Origin of the sequence: Cupriavidus sp. HMR-1 (genome assembly GCF_000319775.1) — a bacterium.
Taxonomy (GTDB): domain Bacteria; phylum Pseudomonadota; class Gammaproteobacteria; order Burkholderiales; family Burkholderiaceae; genus Cupriavidus; species Cupriavidus metallidurans.
On sequence record NZ_ANKP01000252.1, the window covers coordinates 56060 to 74973 of the forward strand.

Below are 18914 nucleotides of genomic sequence, written 5' to 3' on the forward strand. Positions count from 1 at the left end.
GCTAGAATGGCGCATCGCCAACCCGTAATCGCACCGCCCGCTGCCAACATGCCCGAGCGCAAACGCCTGACTCTCAAAGACCTGGCTGCCGAGATTGACGTCCACTACTCCACCGTCTCGCGCGTGATGAATCCGGCCACGCGGCATCTGGTGGCCGACGAGGTGGCCGCACGCATCCTGCAGTTGGCCGAGCAGCGCGGCTTCCGGCCGAACCGGATCGCGGCCGGGCTGCGCACGCAGCGCTCCGGACTGGTCGGTGTGGTGCTGCCCGATATTGCCAACCCGGTGTTCCCGCCGATCCTTGCTGGTATCGAATCGGTGCTGGCGCGTGACGGCTATGTGCCGATCGTCGTCAATGCCGGCGCCGACAAGTCGCGCCAGCGGTTCGTTATCGACCAGTTGATGGGACGGCAGGTGGAAGGGCTGGTGCTGGCCACGGCCGAGCGCGACGACCCGATCCTCGACTACTGCCTGAAGCTTTCCATCCCAGTGGTGATGGTCAACCGGGGCGAGCCGACGGGGTGCGCGTCGTGCGTGGTCAGCGATGGCCTGCTGGCGATGCGGCTGACTGTCGATCACCTGGTGAAGCTCGGTCATCGGCGCATCGGTCATATCGCCGGACCGGAGACCACTTCTACCGGCCAGCAGCGCCGCGAAGGTTTCCTGCAGGCGGTCAAACGCCATCGCCTGCGCCGCGACGATTACGCGGTGGTGGAGGCCGCCAGCTATTCGCGCGAGGCCGGCCGTGAGGCCTGCGCCGAACTGTTCCAGTCACTGCCGGGCCTGACGGCGATCGCGGCCGGCAACGACCTCGTCGCGATGGGCTGTTATGACTATTTGCGCGAGCACGGCATCCGCTGTCCCGATGACGTATCGGTTGTCGGACACAACGACATGCCGTTTGTGGATGCGCTGACCCCACCGCTGACGACGATCCGCATTGCCGTGCATGAGATGGGCGAGCAGGCCGCTACGCTGCTGCTCAGGAAGATCGGCAAGCCCGAGGCGCCAGTGGTATCCGTTTCGCTGACGCCCGAACTCGTCGTGCGTGGCTCGACGGCCGTGCCGCGCTAGGCGGCTACGGCCAGCATCGGCGCATCATCAGTCCGAATTGCCGCTAAATTGCACCGAATCCTGAATCATCAAGTCATCCTCGCCACGGCAAACGGGGAGGGGATGCTTGCGAAGCAACCCTCTTTTGCCGCGGCGGCAATTATTGTCCACCCAAGATTCAAAGGCCGTAGGGCCAGGCATTTTCAGATGTCGGCGCGGGTACGCCTTTTGTGATTCGCTTTTATCGCTATGCTGCTGCCCCATCGGGCGGCGGCAATGGCCAGCGGCGGCCGCGCGAGCGCAGGGTGGGGCGCCGGCGCCGCCGCTGGAAGGCAAGCTGCGGAGAATTCAACGATCCGACCGTTCGACGACGATCTCGCTGACCTGGAGCACCGGCGCGATGTCGGTGTAGTTGGCGATGTCGCCAAGGATCTCGGCGCCGTGCTCCTGCATGGCGGCCTGGAAGCCTTCGACGGAATCACAGATAAACGCGCACATCGCTACGAAGGCGGGTGGCGCACCTGGCGCTCCGCCAGCCAGGCCCTTTTCGACGGTGTAGTAGTTGCAGGCAGTGCCTAGCCTCGCCTTTACCATCGGCATGTGCCGGTCGCGGTAGTAGGTGTGGTCGAAGCGCGCGCCTTCGGTGTACGGATACATCACGTTGACCTTGATCATGGGGTTCTCCTTGCTTTGCACTGACTGCGATTTGGGACGGTAGAACGCCGTTCATGCATGGCGAGTGGTTCAATGGTTGCTTGGCCGGAATCGTCTGGCGTGTTGGGGCGTCTACTGTCGCACTGTGACAGATTTAATGCGGTCTACGCTCGACCAGCGCGGATACTGTCTCCACGCGTTGCGGTACGCCCGTCACGATCGTCGCAACCGCGATGGCTAGCACGACGGCGGCCCCGGCGAACACACCAGTCGCGCCGTTTGCATCAAACACGACGCCCCCTGCCGCCGCACCGGTTGCGATCGCGAGCTGCACGGCCGCGACGATCAGGCCGCCCGCGCTCTCGGCTTCATCGGGAACGGTGCGCGTGACCCATGTCGACCATGCGACCGGCACGCCGCCGAACGCCATCCCCCAAAGCGCGACTAGCACCGCATCGATCATCGGCGCGCGGCCGAGCACTACGAGCCCGATGCCGAGCACGACCATCAGTGCGGGCATTGCGATCAGCATTGGCCGCAGCCGGTGTTCAAGCACGCGGCCGGCGAGCGACGTGCCGAGGAAGTTCGCGACCCCGTAGCCGAGCAGGATCGCTGACAGCCCGTTTACTCCAACGCCCGCGACCTGTTCGAGGAACGGCCGCAGGTACGTGAAGAACGCAAAATGTCCGGTGAACACGAGCGTCGTCGCGAATATTCCGAGACCGACGGTCGGCCGGCGCAGCACGTCGATCAACGTGCGCAGGCGCGTCGTTCCGCTCGGCGGCATCGACGGCAGCGTCGCGACCTGCGACAGAAACGCGACGCCGCCAAGCGCGGCGGCTAACAGGAACACGTTGCGCCAGCCGATCAGGTGGCCGAAGTAGCTGCCGAGCGGGGCAGCGGCGATCGTCGCGACGGCCACGCCGCTGAAGATGATCGACAGCGCGCGCGGTACCATCGCAGCAGGCACGAGTCGCATCGCAGTGGCCGTTGCCATCGTCCAGAAGCCTCCGAGCGCTATGCCGAGCACAACGCGGCCAATCAGAATCGTCGTGAGGTTGGTCGCAAACGCAACCGCGAGATTCGATGCGACCAATAGTATCGAAAACGCGAGCAGCACGCGCCGTCGGTCGATCGTACGCGTCGCGGCGGCGGTCAGCAGGCTCGCGACGAGCGCGACCGTTGCGGTGGCCGTCACCGTCTGCCCGGCGACACCTTCGGTCACGCCGAGGCTGTCGGCCATTGGTGTGAGCAGGCTTGCGGGCAGGAATTCGGCCGTTACGAGGCCGAACACGCCAAGCGCCATTGCGAAGACCGCGCCCCAGGCGGGTTCACTGGAGGCCGCTTGCGGAGCGGCCTTGGAAAATCCGGGATTCATGCGTCGTTCCATGTCAGGAAAATCGGGAAAAGTGCCAATGACGGCATATCGTAAGCAGCGATGGCAGGACGGTATATGACATACAATCCGCAATCATTGATTAATCGTCCGGATCCAATGTCCGCTTCCCTTCCGGCTCCCGTTCCCGACGTGCGCGACCTCGTCAGCGAGCTGCTGCTGGGGATGCGCCTGAGCGGCGTCCAGTATCGCCGCATCCAGGTCCCGCGACCGTTCGGGTTGAGCTTCGGCCACGTCCCGGGACGCGCGCAGTTCCATTTCGTCGGGCGCGGGCCCGTGCTGCTGCGCGACGCGGCTGGCGCAACGATGAGGCTTGAAACTGGTGACGCGATCCTGTTACCGCACGGCAGCATGCACGCACTTGTGTCCGATCCAGACGCCCCGTGCCGTCCCATCGGTGCTTTCGAGAGCGCGAAGATCTGCGACTCGGTCGCGTCGGTCGGTACTCCACCGCCGTGCGCGAAATCCGATCCGACGCTCGGCGACGCGCTGATCTTCAGCGCGTGCATGGAGTTTGATCTTGGCGGCATGCAGCCGCTCGTCGGCACGATGCCGGAGTTCATGCACGTCGGCACACTGCTCGCGCGCTACCCCGAAATCCGCCCGATGCTCGATGCGATGGAGCGCGAAGCCTGCTCGGAACGCGCAGGCTTCGCGGGCATCCTCGCGCGGCTCGCGGACGTAGTCGCCTCGTTCATCGTGCGCGGCTGGGTCGAATGCGGCTGCGGCGACGCGACGGGCTGGGTGCAAGCGCTGCTCGATCCGAAGCTCGGCCGCGCGATCGTCGCGCTACATCGCGATCCGGGCCGAAACTGGAGCGTCGCGGAATTGGCCGCCGAAGCAGGTGTGTCGCGCTCGGTGTTCGCCGAGCGATTTCTCGCGGCGACTGGGATGACGCCCGTGCGCTACCTGACCGAGCTGAGGATGCGGCTCGCCGCGCAATGGATCGCACGCGACCGCGAGGCCATTGAATCCGTTGCGTACCGGCTTGGCTACGGGTCGCTCGCCGCGTTCAGCCGCGCATTCAAGCGGGTGGTCGGGCGGCCACCGGGCGCGGTACGTGCGGAGATTGACGCAGCCTACGCCACGCGTGCCGTGCCGTAGGCTGGTCGGAGAGCTGTGTTGCAACGACCGGTTGAATCCGCAATCCTTAGCGGCCTTTGCTGGCTCCCGGGCCGTTGAACGAGTGCGCCTTGGCGATGATGTAGTCGATGACGATGGGCGTCACGATATCGGCTAACGGGATGCCAAGCGCGGGCGGGAAGAGCCTTGCAGTGTGGACAACCGGCCGACAGCGAACTGGGGTCGCATGAGATTGGCCGGCTTTTCTTGCAAAGGCGGACTAGGCTAACGACTGCAAGATATCAGCGAGGCCCGCAACCTGAGCTTCAGGTTCGTTCGATCATGCGCAATACAGACGCGGCAAGGGTCCCGTCGGCATCGCCCAGCAGATCGACCGCATCGAAATGATGTCCACCCTCCTGCGGCACGATTTGCACGTCGAATCCGCATTCGGTCAGCAGCGCCTGATACTCTCGCTGGAGCCGGTGGTACTCCGGCGACTCATCTCCACCAACGGTCAGGATCATGGGCACTTTCACCATCGGCAGATGGCGCATCGGGCTGTAGTTTGCGACATCCGCTTCGGTCAACTGCACCACCTTGTTGAGATAGCACAGGCGGATGGGCTCCAGGTCATACAGGCCGCTGATCGCGCAGCCTCCCTTTACGATATCGGCGGGCACGCCGAGCGTCTCCCAATCCGTCCCTGCCAGCGTAGCGGTTAGATGCCCGCCGGCGGAGTGTCCCGAGACAAAGATCCGGCTCGCGTCGAACTCGAGTTCCTCAGCATTGCGATGGAGCCATGCCACGGCATCGCGATTGTCCCGAACGATGCCGGCCATGCCAACATCGGGGGCGAGGCGGTAATTCACCACGGCGACATTGATGTCGCGCTTCAGGTAGGGCGCAGCAATGTAGCTGAAGTCCGACTTGTCGAGCGATTGCCAATAGCCACCATGGATAAAGACAAGCAACGGACGGTTCTTCGTTCTGGCGGGAAAGAAATCCAGCGCCTGTTTGACGTTCGGTCCGTATGCAAGATTCTCCCTTACCGGATTGGCGCGCCGAAACGCCGCGCTGGTTCTTTCCCATGCCAGGAAGATGTTCTGGAAGCCAGGGATGCCCGCCCTGACGTTGTACTGATGGTCCAGTTCTTCCTGATTGAAGTTTCGATACACTGACATTACATTTGGCTCCAGACTGTTGGATCGATGTCTCGATTCCACTAGATTGTTGCGACGCGAATTGACGTCCGGCCCAAGATACTTGTCGGTGCCTGATGCGTCGCGCCCGTGGATGACAACGACTATCGCAAGGACGCCATGTTTGGAAAGAGCGAAAACCGGGATGACTACCAGGCGATAGACCGGCCGGTAGGCGGCATGGCGAGGAAGCTGAAGGATGGCTTCCATATCGGCGCGCATTCACATCCACGTGCTCAACTCATCTACGCCTATGTAGGCGCAATCCTGGTCACAACCGATTTCGGATCGTGGGTCGTGCCGCCGCAGCGCGCGGTATGGGTCCCGTGCAATGTCGAACATGCCATGCAAGCTTGCGGTGACGTCGAGATGCGAACGGTCTATGTCCGATCCGATGCCGTTCCCGAGGAATTGCATGACTGCTGTGTCGTGGCCGTCCCGCCTCTGTTGCGGGAGCTGATATCGGCGGTGGTTCGCATGCCTTTGACCTACGACGAAGGTAGTCGTGACAGCCTGGTGGTCGAATTGCTGCTGCAGGACTTGCGACCGCTTTCCGTTGTTCCGCTGCATTTGCCGATGCCGAGGGATACGCGGCTAAGCAAGATCTGCGCGAAGATCCTCGACGATCCCTCTGACGAGACTTCGGTGGAAGCATGGAGTCGATCGGTGGGCGCCAGCGAGCGGACCATCATCCGGCTCTTCCCGGAGGAAACAGGCATGACTTACAGCCGCTGGAAGCAGCAGGCGAGACTGATGGCAGCTGTACGGCTGCTCGCCGAGGGCTGTCATGTCACGGACATTGCCTTGCAGCTTGGATATGAGAGCCCGAGTGCATTCAGTGCCATGTTCAGGCGAGCGCTGGGCATGACGCCTACTGAATATTTCAGGGATATGGCTGGGGATTAGGCATCGCGGACAGTTTGGCGTCTGCTCGACATCAACTGGCGTCACCGCGCGAATCGCACACAGCGTCGTGCGGCACAGTCAGGGTGTCGGCGGATTGCTAGCACCGTGCAGGCTCCGTCGACCTTTTATCAAGTCGAGGAGTCAGTATGTCAGTGATGGATCGTATCCGGGCCGCCGGTATTGTCTTGCCTGCGGCGGAAAACCCGAAGGCACTTTATGTCCCATACACGCTTCACCATGGTTTGCTGACTGTATCGGGGCAATTGCCGCTGCAGAATGGCAAGCCGATACTTGTCGGCACGGTTCCCGACGCAGTCACCGTGGAAGCAGCTCAGGATGCCGCACGACTGTGTCTGGCCAACATGCTGGGTTGGGTTGGCGCGGCCGTGGAGGGGGACTTCGAGCGTATTCGTGGCGTGGTCCGGGTTGGTGGCTACGTCGCGGTGAAGCCGGGTTTCAATGATGCGCCGCAGGTGATCAACGCGGCGTCCGAGCTTCTCAATCGGATCTTCGAGGAGCGGGGACGTCATGCACGCGTGGCGATGGGCGTGGCGAGCCTTCCCTTCGGTGCCCCGGTGGAAATCGAGGCGACGTTTGCCCTGGATGCGTAGTCGATGAATACCGCGACAAGAGCAGCATACGCGGACGTGCTGGTGGGGCTGCAGTACGGCGATGAGGGAAAGGCCCGGGTGGTCGACCATCTCGCCGGCGAGTATGACGTGATCGCGCGCTTCAACGGCGGCGCGAACGCAGGGCATACCATCGTCACGCCTGACGGCACATTGCGGCTACGCCAGGTTCCTTCCGGCGTGCTGCATCCAGGGGTCGCCCTCTACATCGGTTCCGGCTGCGTGATCGGCTTGCAGCAACTGGCGTCGGAAATCGAAATGCTGGCCGGGCAGGGGATCAACCTGGCCGGGCGACTGACCATCAGTGACCGATGCCCGATCGTTCAGCCCGTCCATTTCCTGTCAGATCGCCAGGATGGCGGGCAAATCGGCACAACCGGTAACGGCATCGGGCCGTGTTACGCGGACCTGGCAGCCCGCATGCGAGGCGGCGAGCGATCCGCGTGTCAGATTCGCGATCTGCTGCTGGATGAGGGCAGCGCATTCGAGCGGATGGCACGGTTGGCTGCGCAGGACAGCGATGAGGAATTGTCAATCTTCATGGATGGAATGCGCCAGGCGTGGCGGGTCGTCAAACCATTTGTGACAGACAATCCGGCCGCACTGCTGGAGCGGGTCGAACGCGGTGCGCGGGTACTCTTCGAGGGCGCACAGTCGGTCATGCTGGATGTTGTGCAGGGTGCTCAACCTTGGGTGACGTCCAGCCATACTCTGCCTTCCTACGCCTTCGTGGGGGGCGACCTCCCTTGTCAGTATCACCGCAAGACAATCGGCGTGGCCAAGGCCATCGTCTCCCGCGTGGGCAGCGGGCCGTTGCCAACGGAGCTCGGTGCGGAGCGGTCCGAGGCCTATTGCGCCCGGGCCGGACGAGAGGGGTGGGGAAGGGCCGACGAAGCCGTCCGTTTTGATCCACAGGCGTTGCTCGCGGAAGGGGATGCGTTCTCCATCGGTGTGGCGATCCGGATGCTGTCGAACGAATATGGCACGGGGACCGGGCGACCGCGTCGGATTGGGATGCTGGATGTCGCGCAACTCCAGCTTGCCGTGCGGCAGTTTGGCGTCGACGAGGTCTACCTAAACAAGTGCGACAGCCTGGCCGCCTTTGCGCAGACTCCCAACCGATGCATTCCGGTGGTCGTGAGCCCGAGGGGCGGGGGTGAGTCGCAGGTGGCGTTGTTTCCAGCTTTCGATGCGGACGCCATCCCGCGCGACCACGCTTCTCCGCTTCCCCCACAACTTGAAACCCTGCTCGAGTGGCTGGCCGATGCCCTTCGCCGGCCGCTGCGCGGCATTGGTTTAGGTCCGGAACGAAAGCAGCTGCGGTTGTTCAGGACTCAACAGTGAACCCACCCGATCATGACCATCGAGACACCTTCCTACTTGCACAACGAAATGCGCCGGACCGATCTGGCCTGGGCAGACTGGCCCGCGATCGAGGAATTCCTCAGGAATGAACTGATCTGCAGGGTGGCGGTGCATGACACGCCGTTCCCCTACATCACCGCGCAGAGCTTTACCTTTACCGGCGACGCGTTCCTGATCCATAGCTCGAGATTTGGCAAGCTCGCGTCGGCGATCCGGGCGAATCCCCTGATCACTATCGAAGTGGATCGACCGGTGGCCTTGTTGAAGGCGCCCAAGGGACAGAACACGAGCCTTGAGTACTATAGCGTGATCGCGCGATGTGAAGTGAAACTCCGGGAGAGCACCGACGAAGTGCGGGCACATCAGAACCAGGCGTTGGATAAGTTCCGACCTGAGAAGGACTATTCGCCGATCGAGGACGGTGCGGCGAATCAGATCATTGCCTATCGATGCGAGATTCGCGAACTGAGTGCAAAGAAACGCATCCTCGCGGATGACCAGTACTCGCCGCCGGGGCAACCAAAGGCTCCATACTTACGCTATCCATTCCAGTCCGGTGCCACGCTGTCCGGCTTGCCGCCGGAGGCATTTGATCCGCACAAGTTCGCGACAAGGTAACGGCTGCGCGCTGACGGCTGACGAAAAGAGGGGTGCTCAGGCATCCCTCTTTTTTTTTGATACCACGTGAGTGGCTTGGCACCTTCGAGACAGACCTTGGCGTTTCCGCACGGGCCTCGACTACGTCTCCACGCGACAGTAGAAAGCGATGACGCATCGATGCGTCATCCCATTGTGATCAGCGCCTTCAGGCGCTGGCATCAAAACTACTGGAGACAACATGAAACACACACCGCTCGAGCTGATGCGCGTGCGCACAGGCGACCGGCTGGAACGACTGCCCGTGTGCGGGTACCACCGATTCCTGTTTGCCGTGATTGCCATGGCCTTCTTCTTCGACAATCTCGACCTGGCCATGATGACCTATCTCCTGGGGTCGATCCGTACAGAGTTCGGATTGACCTCCGCGCAGGCGGGGATGCTCGGCAGTGCCAGTTTCGTCGGGATGGCCATCGGCGCAATCTGCTCTGGGGTACTGGCGGACCGGTTTGGCCGCAAGCCGGTTTTCCAGTTCAGCATGATCATCTGGGGAGTTGGCAGCTACCTCTGTTCCACGGCGAGCAGTCCAATGGAACTCGGCGCCTATCGGATACTGCTTGGCCTTGGCATGGGTATGGAGCTGCCGTTGGCCCAGACGCTGTTGTCGGAGTTTATTCCGGCACGCCAGCGTGGCAAGTATCTGGCATTGATGGACGGAAACTGGCCGATTGCTTTCATCTGCGCCGGCTTGATGTCGTACTACGTGTTGAGTGCCTATAGCTGGCGCACGATGTTCCTGCTCGGTGCCGTGCCGGCCGTCTTCCTGCTTGTCATCCGCCGCTACGTGCCGGAATCCCCCCGCTGGCTGGAATCGCGGGGCCGGCATGCTGAAGCGGCCGACATTGTCGAGCGCATCGAGCATTCGGTGATGCGGCGGTTGAAGCTGGATGCGTTGCCCGAAGTCAGCCCCGTGATCACCATGGCGGAGTCAAACGCATCGGGTCCGCGTGTGCTTTGGTCTCGTGAGTATCGCAGCCGGACGCTGACTGTGTGGGGTTTGTGGTTCTTTGCCTTGCTGGGGTTCTATGGGCTGAATACCTGGATTGGGGCGTTGCTGCAACAGTCCGGGGTGGAGGTGACCAAATCCGTCCTGTACACGGTCTATATTTCCATCGGAGGAATTCCGGGGTTCCTGTGGGCCGCATGGGCAGTGGAGCGGTGGGGACGCAAGCCGGCATGCGTGGCGACGCTGGTGGGCGGTGCATGCATGGTGTTCATCTACGGCAGCCTGGCGGGCTCCAATCCAGACGCCACGGTGCTGATACTTTCAGGCGGCATGATGCAGTTCTTCATGTTCGGTATGTGGGCGGTGCTCTACACCTATACGCCTGAACTCTATCCCACGCGTGCACGCGCCTCTGGATGCGGGATGGCATCGACGGTCGGGCGGGTGGGTTCGTTGTTGGGCCCGGCGCTGGTGGGTCTGATATTGCCGGTTGCTGGGCAAGCTGGCGTGTTCTGCCTGGGTGCGCTGTGCTTCCTTGCGGCCGCAGGGATCGTGAGCAGGTTCGGCGTCGAGACCCGAGGCAGGGCGTTGGAGACCATTGCCGACTGATACGATCGCGGCAACTCACGGCGCGACGACCAGTCGAATCCGCAGTCGGATATGGTGATGTAAGGAGAGGGCGCCCGGTCGGCGCCTTCCGACCCTTCTGAGACGTTCAAAGCGAGCGGGAAGAGTGGCTGATACGCGCCGATGCCAACGGTCGCCACCTCGGAGAGGTGTTCTATTTTCGGAATCGTTTGATCCTCGCAGCGAGTTCATTGGCCGCGCTAACGCTCCCACTTATGGCTTGCCCGCCGATCGTTATCCAGCCGAGCACAATGCCGATGAAACCGACTAGAACTCCGAATATCGTGATACCAAAGCCAAGCAGAGACAGCCACCGCGTCTCGATCCCGAAGCCGATAAACCCTGTTATCGCGCCCATTGCTGCTATGCAAAATCCAGCAAAGCCGATGTTTAAATAGAGAAATCGCCTAGCCATGCTATTACCCCTTCTCGTGTGAAACCGTAGGACGCCATCACCCCAAACTAGTTGCCCTCATAATCGCGGACGCTTTTTGGGTGCGCTACGGGAAAGCGAAGAAAAGCTAGAGCAGACATGTGACCCATGGTAATGGGGGGCTGGCAGTGCGCAACGGCCGCTCCTGGCCGAACCGTGCCCTAAGCCGACGAGCGCCTGGCCTACCAAACCGCGATCCCTACCAATTCGCCAAGCAGACGAGGCTCTAGTTGCCCGTATCACCTGGATGGAGCCAGTGCGTTCACCAAGGCGTTGCGGGTGCGCAGCAGCCCCGCGAGTTGCTCGGCATCTCGCCGTGCCCCATCTCTTTGCGCTTCGAACTGAACGACGAGCGCTCCGTCACCCTTTGGTGAATTCTCGGGGCGAGGCACACGTACTGGCGATGGGCTCTGCAGAAACATCGCTTACGGTTTGTCACAACCTCATCGTCAACGCCAAGTCAACGCGGGTCGTTTTTATGGGCAAGCACGGCAACTTGCTGTGCCTCTAACCTCAAAGAAGGATTCATCATGAAGAAGCTGTTCGCCGCTGTCGCCTCTCTCGCCATCACCGGCGCCGCTTTCGCCCAAGGCGTTGCCCCGGCTCCCGCTGTTGCCCCGGCACCGGCCACCCCGGTTGCGCAAGCCGCGCCGGCTCCCGCTGTGAAAGCACCCGCCAAGGCCGCTACACATAAGCACGCCACCACGCACGCCAAGGCCACCAAGGTGAGCACGGCGAAGGCTGCTGCTCCGGCAGAAGCGAAGGCCACCCCCGTAGCGGCTGAGAAGGTCGCGCCGGCCCCCACCGCCACGAAGCAGTAAGGCGGCGTTCGCAAGGCGGGCGGAAGGGTGGTCGTTTGAGCTAGACCTTCCGCAAGCCTTCAGCGGCTTCTTAAGGGAACAGCCGACCGATTGGCCGGCTGTTTTGTTTTTGGCTGTCGCGATCGGTGTGTTCTGTTCTGAACGTGATCGTGACGCCGGCTTTTGGGCGTGGCCGGTTGGGCTCTTCCCCGGCGACCGCCATCAAATCGCTCGCATGCCAGATCAATTCATCCCAGTTCAGTGAACCGTGTAATTGGGCTGCAAGATCGACGCCACGCGCGAAGTGGGATGCGTAACTCTCTGGCCAAGTTCTGGTCATGCAGATGACCGCAGCGACCGACTCTGCCCGACCCGGAACTGCCGTTCGGTGACGTCATAACAAGACGTCTCCTGCCGACGTACAGAGGGTCGTTCGCGTGCCGGTTTGGCTGGCGGATGATCGGCCGTCGGGGTTGCCCTGCTGCGCCCAGCATGAACCTGAAAGACGTCATTTAGCAAACTAAGTCCTGCAGAGTATCTTCGGCTCGGAAGGAAGCTGCGGCCAGCGTCGACCGGGTTACGCGGTAAAAGGATTCCCTGAGCGGTAGCGGTGATCCGGACGGCCGTAAGATCAGCCTCTCACAGAGCGCGACGTCGGCATCCTCTCCCCAGTCGCGGACCGTTGAGAAGCCCCTCACGATCACACATGTCGAGGGGATTTTTCAGCCTGGCAGCGAATCACTCATCAATCTGCGGTGCGTTTATGTTTGCGCAGTGTCGAAGGGGCGGCGCCATACCACTGACGGCAGGCCCGCGACAATGCAGATTGGGCGGGAAGGCCAAGAAGCAGGGTGATCTGCCCGAGAGGCAGATTGGTTTCAGACAAATAGCGCATCGCCAATTCCTTGCGCACATCGTTTCTTATGGCCTCGAAACTGGTTGCCTCCGCGGCAAGGCGGCGTTGCATCGTGCGCGGGTGCATGGCCAGCAGATCGGCCACGCTGGCCTTGCTGTGGCTCGACGTGCCCAGCGTGTCGCGCAGCACCTGCCGGACACGATCCGAAACACTGCCGTGCTCGCTGCGGAAGTTGCGGAAGATATAGTCCTCCGCGATCCGCCGCAACGTCGCGTCGACGCCCAGCAGGTCGGCCGCAAGCGTGCTGCGGCTGAGATGCAGACTGGCCCTTGGCTGCTCCACCAATACCCTGGCGCCAAAGAAGCGCTCGTAGGTGCTAAGCGACGCAATCGGCGTGTGAGGAATGGACACCGCGCGAAGCGCGTATCGGTCGCCGGCGAGTAGCCGGGTGAAGTTGTGCATATCCGCCAGGCACAGGTCAATGGCTTGCCGCTGGGCCGGCTGCCGCGAGAGCCGTATCTCGATGGAGACCTCGGCCGCATCCTTCGCAATCTCGCTGTGCTCGTGGACTGTGTAGACGAGACCCGGACTATGCACAAACATATGGTGCGCCGCGAAATCCATACCAGCGCGGATTGTCGTTGCATTCTGCAACGCAATGCTCAAGGGCCCCAGCACGTCAATGCTCTGGTGCTTGGACAAGCGCAGGCCGAAGTCAGCGGTCCGGGTCTGTTCCGCGCTGGCCTCCAGAAGATGCACGACAGCGCGCAGGGAAATCATGGCGTCGTCGCTGTCGAGCGTCCCTTCGTCGACGTGATAGCGCCGCAGCAGCGGCGCGGGGTCGCAACCCATGGCGCGCATCAGTGCCGGGTATCCACGCAGTCCGCTTGTTCGCACGAGGGCATCCATGGCTCGTAACGTAAATTAATTGTCTCGTGACGTCAAGAGTCGCTTGGCTCCACGCGCTACAGTTTCCGGACGACAAGGCAAGCCATAAGGAGACGCTGCGTGAACGCCAATTACGACGTATTGATTATCGGTGCCGGACTATCCGGCATCGGCATGGCATGCCACCTGGCTGAGGCATGTCCGGACAAGCGCGTCGGCATCCTGGAGCGGCGCAGTGCCATCGGTGGGACCTGGGACCTGTTCCGGTATCCCGGCATCCGGTCAGATTCGGACATGTTCAGCTTCGGCTACAAGTTTCGCCCCTGGCACGAGTTGAAAGTCCTTGCCGACGGCCCTTCGATCCGTCGCTATATTGGCGATACCGCGCGCGAATACGGTGTCGACGAATGCATTCAGTTCGGGCAGAAAGTCCTGCGGGCATCGTGGTCGAGCGAGGACCGGTACTGGACCGTCACCACGCAGCAGGAAGGCAGCCACGATACCTGTACCCTCACTTGCAAGTTCCTGATCCCCTGCACGGGCTACTACAACTATGACCACGGGCACCGGCCTGACTTTGCCGGCCTTGAGTGGTTCCGGGGCATCTGCGTTCATCCGCAACACTGGCCTGAAGACCTGGACTATCGGGGCAAGCGCGTCATCGTGATCGGCAGTGGCGCAACGGCGGTGACGCTGGTGCCGGCCATGGCCGGTCAGGCGTCGCACGTCACGATGCTGCAGCGCTCGCCCAGCTACGTCTTCTCGGTGCCGGCATATGACAAGATCTCTGCCGTCCTGCAAACGATACTGCCCGCACGCTGGGTGTATGGCCTGGCACGGTGGCGCAATATCCGCTTGCAGCGCCTCATCTACAGGACCGCAAAGCGGTGGCCGCGGCGCGTCCGTTCCTGGCTGCTGTCGCATGTTGAACAACAGCTCGGTCATGGCGCCGAAATGCAGCACTTTTCGCCCAGCTATAACCCGTGGGACCAGCGGTTGTGCGCAGTGCCTGACGGCGATCTCTTCAAGGTTATCTGCGAAGGCAAGGCCTCTGTGGTGACGGACCACATCGAGACCTTTACCGAAACCGGCATCCGTCTGAAGTCGGGCAAGAGCCTCGAGGCTGACATCATCATCACGGCCACCGGGCTTCAGCTCCAGTCCCTTGGTGGCATGGAGGTACAGGTGGACGGGCAGCCGCGGCACCCCAGCAGCCTCATGACCTACAAGAGCGTGCTGATGCAGGACGTGCCCAACCTGGCCAACCTGTTTGGCTATACCAACGCATCGTGGACATTGAAGGTCGACCTGGCTGCCAACTACATCTGCCGCCTGCTCAACCACATGGACCGCCACGGCTACGACGTCGTAACGCCATTCGCCCCAGCCGGGGAAATGCTGGAAGAAACGGTCATGGATTCCCTGCAGTCCGGTTACGTGCAACGCGGCCGGAGCACCTTGCCTCGCCAGGGCCGGACGCCTCCCTGGCGCGTTCTCCACAACTTCGCGGCCGATCGCGAGATGTTGACGAGGCATCCGATCGACGATCCAGCGCTGAGGTTCGTCCGTGCCGCAACGACTACGACGGTGGCGCGCGGCCGGCCAGCCGGCGACCTTGTGGCAACCGGCATGGACGAAACAGCCGTGTGAGGTTCAGCCGCATTCCGCATCGGAGCCCTGCATGGTCAGCATTGATTCTTCCTTCCAAAGCCACGGTGAGCGTTGCGCGGCCACGCTGATGCTGCCGAGCCAGGGGACGCGCCCGCCCGTCGTCATCATGGCGCATGGATTCGGCGCCATTCGCGCCGCCGGTCTGCCAGCCTTTGCCGAGCGGTTCGTGGCCGAAGGCTACGCCGCATATCTCTTCGATTACCGGAACTTCGGTGACAGCGAAGGGGAGCCGCGGCACTGGGTCAGCCCGCGCCGCCACCTGCAGGACTGGGCCGCCGCCATCGCACATGTGCGCTCACTCCCAGAGGTTGACGCCGATCGCATGGTGTTGTGGGGGACGTCGTTCTCGGGCGGACACGTCATCCAGACTGCTGCTGCAGATCATCGGGTCCGAGCCGTCATTGCCCAAGTCCCGCATGTCAGCGGGCTGGCCAGCATGAAGCAGGTACCCGTCCATCTCTTGCTGCGCATGATGCTTGCGGCGATGCGTGACCTTTGCGGCAGCGTCATTCGTCGCGAGCACTACAGCCCGATCATCGGTCGTCACGGCGATATGGCCGCGTTGACCGGCGACGACGCCTGGCATGGCTATGCAAGGCTGCTGCCTGCGGGAACGGCGTGGGAGAACAAGGTACTGTCCCGCATCTTTCTGGAGGTGCCACTCTACAGCCCGATTCGGCACGCGCACAAGGTCGCCGCGCCTACGTTGATCGTGGCCGGAACCCGTGACACGATCACGCCGGCCAGTGCCGCGCGACGGGCGTCCAGGCGCATACCGTACTGCGAGTTCCATCTCGTGGAAGGCAACCACTTTGAGCTGCATTTGCACGATGAACCGGCGTTCGCAAGTAGCATCGCGGCACAGTTGGCCTTTCTGAACCGGCACATTGGTGTCGTCCCCCTCGCCCTCGAGAAAGGCGGCCGAGATCATCGTGCGGGCAGTGGAATCCGACCGTGAACGCGTGCTGTTGGGCGTCGCAATTCTCCATGTGTGCTGCACGTGGCGCATGTAACCGTCTGCTGTAATGTCTGGGAGCCGTGATGTCGATGAAGGATCTGTTGGTGGCCGCTTTGCTGTCGGTCTTTGCGTTGTCGGGATGCCAGTCCGTGAAGATTGGTCCTGCGACGGAACAGGCAAATGACGAGGGAGCCGCGAGCGCAGTCAACGAAGCGGAAGTTCCCGCCATCGCGCGCGAAGCCTACATCTACGGCTACCCGGTCGTCGAAGCGTACAAGACGCTCTACGCCCAGGCGGTCGACCAGGGCGGTCCGAACTTCAAAGCGCCGTTTAACCAGATAGGCAACACGGCCAACGTCTTCACGCCGAACGACACGGCGATCATCACGCCCAATTCGGACACGCCATATTCCTTCGTCTGGATGGACCTGCGCGCGGAGCCGCTGGTGTTGACGTTGCCGCCCATCGAGAATAAGCGCTACTACTCCGTCCAGCTGATCGATCTCTATACGCACAACTTCGCCTATCTTGGCACTCGCACCAGCGGCAACCAGGGCGGAAATTACATGATCGTGGGCCCCGACTGGAGCGGCGAGAAGCCAGCCAACGTGAAGGCCGTGATTCGCAGCGAATCCAGTATTGCCTATGCTATTTATCGCACGCAGCTCTTCAATGCCAAGGACCTGCGCCGGGTGCGTGCCATCCAGAACGGCTACAAGGTGCGGACGCTGAGCGCGTTTCTCGGTAGGCCGGCACCAGCGCCAGCCTCTCCCGTCGATTGGCCGAAGCCCGTCGCGGATGCCACGGATTCGCTGGCTTTCTTCCGCTACCTGAACTTCATGCTGCAGTTCGCCCCGACGGTGCCGAGCGAGCAGGAGGTGATGGCGCGCTTCGCAAAAATCGGTGTGGGCCGCGGCCTGTCGTTCGACAAAAACTCGCTATCGCCAGAGATACAGAAGGCCATGGCGGCCGGCATGGCTGATGGCAAGTCGCAGTTCGTGGAATTCAAGAAGACGCAACTGGACACCAGGAAGCTCACCAGCGGCGACTTGTTTGGTACACGCGAGCACCTGAAGAACAACCATATGTACCGCTATGCAGCGGCAGTACTGGGGATATTCGGTAACTCGGCGGAAGAGGCGATTTATCCCGGCTACTTCCTGGATGTCGCAGGCAAGCCGCTGGATGCTGCCGCCACGCGCTATACCCTGCATTTCGACAAGGACAAACTGCCGCCGGCCAACGCGTTCTGGTCTCTGACGATGTATGACGGCCAGAGCAAGCTGCTGGTGGCTAACCCTCTGAACCGGTATTTGATCAACGCTTCGATGCTCGGCCAACTCAAGCGCGATCGCGACGGTGGGCTCACCCTGTATGTCCAGAAGGACAGTCCAGGCAAGGATAAGGCGAGCAACTGGCTGCCGGCGCCTGAAGGGTCTTTCTATGCCATCTTGCGCGTGTACTTGCCGAAACAGGAGATGCTGTCCGGCCAATGGCGCCAGCCGCCTATGGTGGCGGCCGAGTAAAAATCAGGCACAGGCGCCGAGGCGCCTGTGTGATTACGAAAACCCGATACGACGGAGGGGAACTGTGAAGAAAACAATGATTTCCAACGCCTTGATGGGCTTCGCGCTCGTTGGCGTGGGTACGACCTATGGCCAGATTGCCGCTGCTCAGGCGACTGGCGCACCCGTGCCGGTCACGGTAGACAACTTCGTGCGGGCGGAGTCCGATATGTATATCGTCGGCGTGGCAAAGCAGGGTGGCGTGGGTAAGCTGCAGCACCGGCGTGAGCCCGCGTCGATTGATGACCAGGCAGTCATCCGCCTGAACCGTGACACGTTGTATTCCTCGGGCGTGTTCGATCTCGATGCTGGCCCGGTGACAATTACCATGCCGGACCCGGGCAAGCGCTTCATGTCGCTGCAGGTTATCAGCGAGGACCACTATGTACCCAATGTGTTCTACGGTGCCGGCACGCATACGTTGACGCGCGAGAACGTCGGCACGCGCTATGTGGCCGCAGCCATCCGCACGTTGGTGAATCCGAACGATTCGAATGACCTGAAGCAAGTCCATGCGCTGCAGGACGACATCAAGGTCAGCCAAAAATCGACGGGAAAGCTGGAGGTGCCCAACTGGGACCAGGCGAGCCAGAAGAAGGTGCGTGACGCGCTGCTGGCACTGTCGGCCACGACACCGGACTTCAAGAGGTCATTCGGCAAGAAGGGCGAGGTCGATCCGGTGCGCCACCTGATGGGCACGGCGGCTGGCTGGGGTGGCAACCCCGACAAGGACGCCATCTACCTGAACATCACACCGGAAAAGAACGACGGAAAGACCGTGTATCGGGTGAACGTGAAGGATGTGCCCGTGGATGGATTCTGGTCGATCAGCGTTTACAACGCCGAAGGTTACTTCCAGAGAAACGCGGCCAATGCCTACACCGTCAACAACATCACAGCGCAGAAGAACAGTGACGGGTCGATTCCGATCCAGTTCGGCGGGTGTAACGGACAGTTGCCCAACTGCCTGCCGATCGTCCCCGGGTGGAACTACACCGTACGCCTGTATCGGCCGCACGCCGAGGTTGTCCGTGGCGTATGGAGTTTTCCGCAGGCTCAGGCGGTGGATTAAGCAGAGCGCGCCGGGGAAGGCGGAAGGTACTTGGACGAAGGCGGCATTCTGGATCTGAGAACGCCTTTGTCCTCTCCTGGATGGCGTTGGCCAAGGGTGAAGCGCGTCTTCGCGTTTCCTCGCAATGTCGCATCCGCACCCACTGTAAGTCGTGGCAGCACTCTTAACACGGAG

Annotated in this window: 17 protein-coding genes; 12 read left to right on the top strand and 5 right to left on the bottom strand. The window is 61.9% G+C overall.

Features of this window, described 5'->3' with window-relative positions:
- The first annotated feature begins 6 nt into the window (after positions 1 to 6).
- On the top strand, positions 7 to 1074 hold the full coding sequence (locus D769_RS27540) for a LacI family DNA-binding transcriptional regulator (RefSeq protein WP_008651617.1): 1068 nt from the start codon (positions 7 to 9) through the stop codon (positions 1072 to 1074).
- Positions 1075 to 1401: 327 nt separating this feature from the next.
- Here D769_RS27540 and D769_RS27545 read toward each other — a convergent pair whose 3' ends face one another.
- The gene (locus D769_RS27545) at positions 1402 to 1728 is read right to left on the bottom strand and encodes an EthD family reductase (RefSeq protein WP_008651620.1); all 327 of its coding nucleotides are present in this window, start codon (positions 1726 to 1728) and stop codon (positions 1402 to 1404) included.
- Between the two features lie 133 nt (positions 1729 to 1861).
- Positions 1862 to 3085 (bottom strand): MFS transporter, encoded by a 1224-nt coding sequence (locus D769_RS27550; RefSeq protein WP_008651622.1) that lies wholly within the window; start codon positions 3083 to 3085, stop codon positions 1862 to 1864.
- Between the two features lie 75 nt (positions 3086 to 3160).
- Here D769_RS27550 and D769_RS27555 point away from each other — a divergent pair, with 75 nt between their 5' ends.
- Positions 3161 to 4207, top strand: coding sequence for an AraC family transcriptional regulator (locus tag D769_RS27555; protein WP_035882611.1), 1047 nt, complete (start codon positions 3161 to 3163; stop codon positions 4205 to 4207).
- Positions 4208 to 4491: 284 nt separating this feature from the next.
- Here D769_RS27555 and D769_RS27560 read toward each other — a convergent pair whose 3' ends face one another.
- Positions 4492 to 5349, bottom strand: coding sequence for an alpha/beta hydrolase (locus D769_RS27560; RefSeq protein ID WP_008651625.1), 858 nt, complete (start codon positions 5347 to 5349; stop codon positions 4492 to 4494).
- Between the two features lie 138 nt (positions 5350 to 5487).
- Between D769_RS27560 and D769_RS27565 the strand changes: the two genes are divergently transcribed.
- From D769_RS27565 to D769_RS30770, 6 genes are all read left to right on the top strand, one after another.
- Positions 5488 to 6273, top strand: coding sequence for a helix-turn-helix transcriptional regulator (locus D769_RS27565; protein WP_035882656.1), 786 nt, complete (start codon positions 5488 to 5490; stop codon positions 6271 to 6273).
- 146 nt (positions 6274 to 6419) lie between these two features.
- Positions 6420 to 6884, top strand: a complete 465-nt coding sequence (locus D769_RS27570) for a RidA family protein (RefSeq protein ID WP_052018179.1) — start codon at positions 6420 to 6422, stop codon at positions 6882 to 6884.
- 3 nt (positions 6885 to 6887) lie between these two features.
- Positions 6888 to 8246, top strand: coding sequence for an adenylosuccinate synthetase (locus D769_RS27575; protein ID WP_008651631.1), 1359 nt, complete (start codon positions 6888 to 6890; stop codon positions 8244 to 8246).
- 12 nt (positions 8247 to 8258) lie between these two features.
- Complete coding sequence (locus D769_RS27580) at positions 8259 to 8885, top strand: pyridoxamine 5'-phosphate oxidase family protein (protein ID WP_008651633.1); 627 nt, start codon at positions 8259 to 8261, stop codon at positions 8883 to 8885.
- A gap of 220 nt (positions 8886 to 9105) precedes the next feature.
- Complete coding sequence (locus tag D769_RS27585; protein WP_008651636.1) at positions 9106 to 10479, top strand: MFS transporter; 1374 nt, start codon at positions 9106 to 9108, stop codon at positions 10477 to 10479.
- A gap of 981 nt (positions 10480 to 11460) precedes the next feature.
- A complete protein-coding gene (locus tag D769_RS30770) occupies positions 11461 to 11751 on the top strand; it encodes a hypothetical protein (RefSeq protein ID WP_008651638.1) in 291 nt (96 codons plus the stop codon).
- A 70-nt stretch (positions 11752 to 11821) separates the two neighbouring features.
- On the opposite strand, the gene D769_RS32055 is transcribed toward D769_RS30770, so the two are convergent.
- Complete coding sequence (locus tag D769_RS32055; protein ID WP_152415087.1) at positions 11822 to 12070, bottom strand: hypothetical protein; 249 nt, start codon at positions 12068 to 12070, stop codon at positions 11822 to 11824.
- A gap of 405 nt (positions 12071 to 12475) precedes the next feature.
- On the bottom strand, positions 12476 to 13495 hold the full coding sequence (locus D769_RS27600) for an AraC family transcriptional regulator (RefSeq protein WP_008651640.1): 1020 nt from the start codon (positions 13493 to 13495) through the stop codon (positions 12476 to 12478).
- A 99-nt stretch (positions 13496 to 13594) separates the two neighbouring features.
- Between D769_RS27600 and D769_RS27605 the strand changes: the two genes are divergently transcribed.
- The 4 genes from D769_RS27605 (at position 13595) to D769_RS27620 (ending at position 18740) form a co-directional block, all read left to right on the top strand.
- Entirely contained in the window at positions 13595 to 15124 is a 1530-nt protein-coding gene (locus D769_RS27605) for an NAD(P)/FAD-dependent oxidoreductase (RefSeq protein WP_008651641.1), read from the top strand.
- Positions 15125 to 15155: 31 nt separating this feature from the next.
- Positions 15156 to 16103: an alpha/beta fold hydrolase gene (locus tag D769_RS27610; RefSeq protein ID WP_008651642.1), complete on the top strand. Its 948-nt coding sequence runs from the start codon at positions 15156 to 15158 to the stop codon at positions 16101 to 16103.
- Positions 16104 to 16186: 83 nt separating this feature from the next.
- Positions 16187 to 17629 carry a DUF1254 domain-containing protein gene (locus tag D769_RS27615; protein ID WP_008651643.1) on the top strand — a complete coding sequence of 481 codons (1443 nt, stop codon included), beginning with the start codon at positions 16187 to 16189 and terminating at the stop codon, positions 17627 to 17629.
- 76 nt (positions 17630 to 17705) lie between these two features.
- On the top strand, positions 17706 to 18740 hold the full coding sequence (locus tag D769_RS27620) for a DUF1254 domain-containing protein (protein WP_008651644.1): 1035 nt from the start codon (positions 17706 to 17708) through the stop codon (positions 18738 to 18740).
- The last annotated feature ends 174 nt before the right edge of the window (positions 18741 to 18914 follow it).